Genomic DNA, 4,478 nt, shown 5'->3' with positions numbered 1-4,478 from the left:
TTCGGGACGGCGTGTGGTACGCGAGCTGACGGCATTGATCGAGCGGCGCGATGTAGTGCCATTCGATCCGATGCTCGGAACACCAGCGCAGGATCGCGTTACTGGTTAGTTCGGTCCCATTATCGCTGACAATCATGCCAGGCTTTCCGCGCCGCTCGATCAATGCCGTCAGCTCGCGTACCACACGCCGTCCCGAAATCGAGGTATCCGGGATTGCCGCTAAGCACTCCCGGGTGACATCGTCGACCACGTTGAGCACCCGGAAGCGCTGGCCGCTGGCGAATTGGTCGTGGACGAAATCCAATGACCAACGTGCGTTCGGCCGTGCTTCGACCAAGATTGGCACGGGAGTGTCATGAACTTTGTGTATCTGGCCTGGCCCATGCGGGTTTTAGATACAGTCACGCATTGAAGCGATCCTCGAACATTATGGCGAAATGATTGCGGGCCGCAAACCATTCTCGAACATTCCGGCCGCCTTTCTCAAAGTTGCGGATCGCCAAGTAGATCAGCTTCGTTGCAGCGTCTTCGGTCGGGAACGATCCCCGCGTCTTGATCGATTTGCGGAGTACACGGTTCAAGCTTTCAATCATTGCCCGGCAGGCGCATGCAAAGCATGCTGCCGAGAGGGGGCGTTGGTGGTGTAGATGATCTTCCGGATGGCAGGATCAAAAGCAAAGAACGGGATCACTTCCTGCCAAGCTCTGCGCCAGGCCGGTGCGATGGAGGCATATTTCCCGGCCCATTTTTCCTTGAAGGCATCCAACTCCAAGCCAGCTTGATCGGCTGTAGGGGCGCTGTAAATCCGCCGCAGATCGGCGTAAGCGTTCTCAGGAGGGCACTGTCGGGTCAGCTTGACGTCTTGAAGTTCCACGGGAGCAGATCGTCGATGCCGCTTTGTGGGTGACCATTGGCGATCGCTGTGAGGGTTGCCTTGAGATAGGCGAAGGGCTCGATGCCGTTGATCTTGCAGGTCTCGATCAGTGAGGCGATGCGGCCCCAGGCGATACCACCCTCGTCATGCCCAGCGAAGAGGGCGTTTTTCCGATTGAGGGTGATGGGGCGGATCAGGTTTTCGACGCGGTTGTTGTCGATCTCGACGCGCCCATCGGCCAAGAAGGTCTGCAGTCCGTCCCAGTGATTGTGGATGTAAGTCAGCTTTTCACCCAGCCGGGATTTGGTGGAGATCTTGCGGCGCTCAGCCTCCAGCCATTCACCGAATGCTGCGACCAGCGGGGCACTGCGGGCCTGACGGGCAGACAATCGCTGGCCGGAGGAGATGCCACGAATGTCAGCTTCGACGGTATAGATTTCGGCGATGCGGCGCAGGCCTTCGGCGGCGATCTCTGAGCCATCTCGGTCAAAGACTTCCTTCAGCTTGCGGCGCGCATGCGCCCAGCAATGGGCCACCCGAATGGGGGCACCGCCCTTGCGCGTGGGTTTGGTCAGCCGATTATAGCCCTGATAGCCGTCGATCTGCAGGATGCCGTCGAAGCCTGTCAGGAAGGTTTCGGCATTCGCGCCCGCCCGACCGGGGGCATAGAAGTAAACCACACCGGGCGGATCTTCACCGCCCCATGGTCGGTCATCGCGGGCCAGTGCCCAGAGATAGCCAGTTTTGGTTTTACCGCGCCCCGGATCCAGCACCGGGGCCGTGGTTTCGTCCATGAACAGTTTGTCGGATCGTTTCAGGTGTTCGGCCAGCCGGTCGACGACGGGCTTGAGGTGGAAGGCCGCCTTGCCGACCCAGTCCGCCAGCACAGCGCGGTGCAGATCAAGACCCGCACGCGCCAGGATCTGGCTTTGGCGGTATAATGGCAGATGATCCGCATACTTGCTGACCAGCACATGGGCGATGGTGGCCTCGGTCGGCAGGGCACCTATGATCAGATGCGATGGTGCGGGAGCCTGGGTCACGCCGTCGGTGCAGGTCCGGCAGGCGTATTTCGGGCGGACGGTGACAATGACGCGCAACTGCGCCGGCACGATGTCCAGCCGCTCACTGCGGTCTTCCCCGATCTTGTGCATAACGCCGCAGCCGCAAGGGCAGCTCAGGCTGTCAGGTTCGATGACTTCTTCGATGCGCGGCAGTGCGGCCGGTAGATTGCCGATGGTGCGCTTTGGCGCAGATTTGGTTGTCGTCTTGTCACCTGTCTGAGCGGCCAGTTGGTCCTTCTGCACCTCGACCTCAGCCAGGGCGATGGACAGATCCTCGAACGCCAGCTGCCGCTCATCCTCGGTCAGCTTTTCCGACCGTTTGCCATGTAGGGCATGGTTCAGCTCCGCAATCAGGTGCTCTTGCCGTTGGGTGATTTCCGTAAGCGCCGCTACCTTTTCCATCAACGCCAAAACCGCCGCACGCTGCGCAGCAGGGATGGTGGATAGGTCAATGGCGGGTGTCGTGATCATGCCATCAGGATACGATAAAACCCCATTAAAAACACACAAAAGACAGCGGTTGATTCACTCTGCCGCAGCAGGTGGGCGCATCTCCAGAGCCTTGACCTTGCGCCAGTCCAGACCGGCAAACAGGGCCTCGAACTGGGCGTGGTTCAGCGCCATCATCCCGTCCTTGATCGCCGGCCAGGTGAAGGTCGCTTCTTCCAGCCGCTTATAAGCCATCACCAATCCGGTGCCGTCCCAATACAAAAGCTTCAGCCGATCCGCCCGGCGCGAGCGGAACACAAAAACCGTGCCGGTGAACGGATCCTTGCGCAGCACCGACGACACGATCGACGCCAGACCATCATGACCTTTCCTGAAGTCCACAGGCTGCGTCGAGACCAGAACCCGCACACGGTTTGATGGGAACATCATGGCTGACCCTCGATTGCCCGCACGATCTCGGCAACCCGGGACGAACTGGTCGTGCCATCGAGCCGGACTGTCACACGACCAATCCCAATCTCGATGGAGGTATGGGATGACTCGTCAGGCTTCGCGGACCGCCCCGCAACGGCCGACATATGCGCACCGCCGCCACCATCCGAGACTACGAGTGGCGCAAAACTAAAGGCGTCGTCATCGCCCGCAGGTAAAACCAACCGGCCATCGCGTGCTTGACTCCGCCATTCCGATAAATGGTTCGCCCGAAGCCCATACCGCGCCGCAACTGCATTCACGCTCACGCCCGGCTGCAAACTCTCAGCCACGATCCGTGCTTTGACCTCATTGGGCCACCGCTTCTGGCCATTGGCCCGTATCTCCACCCCGTAGTCCCTGAGAAACTCTACCGTAGTCGCCATCGCGAAACTCCCGCCCAATATCCGTCAGAAACGGAGTCGCAGCTCAGGCGAAAACTGGGAAGGTGCTGTCCAGGCAACTTGCAGTTACCCATAAGTCTCTTGTGGCTGTGCCTCTGCGATACGAACGCCTTCGGCAAGATCAGCGAGGCGGGATAGGCCGCGCCATATGACCGTCGTCCCTGGTGGCGCATCCGATGTGCGATCAAGGTAGCCTCCGAGCCTCGCGACGGCCCTGATATAGAAGTTCAAATCGCGTAGTACATTACGTTTGCGTTCTGGCGTTGCGCGTTCAAGCAAGCTGCGCTCGGTGTTGGTGAAGACGGCATCAGGCGATGCTTTCGGTGCCTCCCGGCTGAGCATTGTCAGCCATGATACGCGCCAGGCAACAACGCAGCACAGCGCGATGCAGTTTGCCAGCCGATCAGCTGTGGCTAAGCGAAGTTCCTCGATCCGGCACCCAGTCTTCAGGGTTCGAAAGAAGGTCTCGATCTTCCAGCGCAACGCGTACCAATCGAGCTTGTGGACGGCGTCGGCATGGGTCGTAACCGGCAGGTTCGTGATCAGCTTCCAGAAGACAGGCACTCTGCCTTCTGGTGGATTGAGTTCCTCGGCATGGATTATCTGGAGGTCCTGATGCCGGTATTTCTTCTGCTTCCCGATCGGGGGCCGAACAGTCATGGTCGCGTGTTTGACAGACAGCACGGCGCAATGATCTTTGCCCTGCGCGTCGCGGAACCGGACCTCATGCGTGCCACTGGATTGCACTTCAGCCATCACTTTGGCAATGGTCGTTCCGCCATTCTCCGCCAAACGGTCGACGCAGCTACGCACGAGGAACCCCGTCCCGAGCTCTTCGGCCAGGCAGTAGAGTTCATAGATGTCGCTTTCCCGATCACCGATATGCACACAGCGCTCAGGTGCCCCAGTTAATTCGGTGGACAGGCGCAAATTGTCGAGCCAACGCATGCTTTCCTTCTCTTCAATAGGCACACGGGTCGGGTTGATCTTGCGTTTAAGAGCGGCGGTCCCCTTGAACTTGCTCCGCGACCAGAATTTCGCTGCTGTCAGACCGAGCGGCAGTCCATCCGGCGTAATGGCCATGCTGGCATGCATCAGGAGGCCACAAACGGCATGTTTTTGAAATCGGCCCTCTTTCATTTTACGTCCAGTGGATATCTTCGTAAACCCGACCTTCTCCGGAGCGGACCGTTTGAAGGTGAATTCCGTGGTGTC

At 59.3% G+C, this 4,478-nt stretch carries 4 protein-coding genes and 2 pseudogenes; all 6 read right to left on the bottom strand.

The window, feature by feature from the left end:
• Nucleotides 1-352: pseudogene (locus tag A3722_RS23405) on the bottom strand (DDE-type integrase/transposase/recombinase); the annotation flags it as partial.
• Nucleotides 353-401: 49 nt separating this feature from the next.
• Nucleotides 402-820: pseudogene (locus tag A3722_RS23400) on the bottom strand (transposase); the annotation flags it as partial.
• A gap of 29 nt (nucleotides 821-849) precedes the next feature.
• Nucleotides 850-2,409, bottom strand: coding sequence for an IS66 family transposase (tnpC, locus tag A3722_RS13825; RefSeq protein WP_067916214.1), 1,560 nt, complete (start codon nucleotides 2,407-2,409; stop codon nucleotides 850-852).
• Nucleotides 2,410-2,463: 54 nt separating this feature from the next.
• Complete coding sequence (tnpB, locus tag A3722_RS13820) at nucleotides 2,464-2,817, bottom strand: IS66 family insertion sequence element accessory protein TnpB (RefSeq protein WP_067629907.1); 354 nt, start codon at nucleotides 2,815-2,817, stop codon at nucleotides 2,464-2,466.
• A complete protein-coding gene (gene tnpA, locus A3722_RS13815) occupies nucleotides 2,814-3,245 on the bottom strand; it encodes an IS66-like element accessory protein TnpA (RefSeq protein ID WP_067629910.1) in 432 nt (143 codons plus the stop codon). Before tnpA ends, tnpB begins: the two co-directional genes overlap by 4 nt.
• An 84-nt stretch (nucleotides 3,246-3,329) precedes the next feature.
• Nucleotides 3,330-4,478: IS4 family transposase (locus tag A3722_RS13810; protein WP_150120489.1), on the bottom strand; the 1,149-nt coding region annotated here is incomplete at its 5' end.

Origin of the sequence: Sulfitobacter sp. HI0027, from assembly GCF_001634775.1 — a bacterium.
GTDB lineage: Bacteria > Pseudomonadota > Alphaproteobacteria > Rhodobacterales > Rhodobacteraceae > Sulfitobacter.
This window is presented reverse-complemented; position numbering and strand designations above follow the sequence as displayed.

Bases quoted from the DNA above. Each gene is read 5' to 3' on its own strand.
- tnpC (WP_067916214.1), bottom strand. From the start codon at position 2,409: ATGATCACGACACCCGCCATTGACCTATCCACCATCCCTGCTGCGCAG.
- tnpB (WP_067629907.1), bottom strand. From the start codon at position 2,817: ATGATGTTCCCATCAAACCGTGTGCGGGTTCTGGTCTCGACGCAGCCT.
- tnpA (WP_067629910.1), bottom strand. From the start codon at position 3,245: ATGGCGACTACGGTAGAGTTTCTCAGGGACTACGGGGTGGAGATACGG.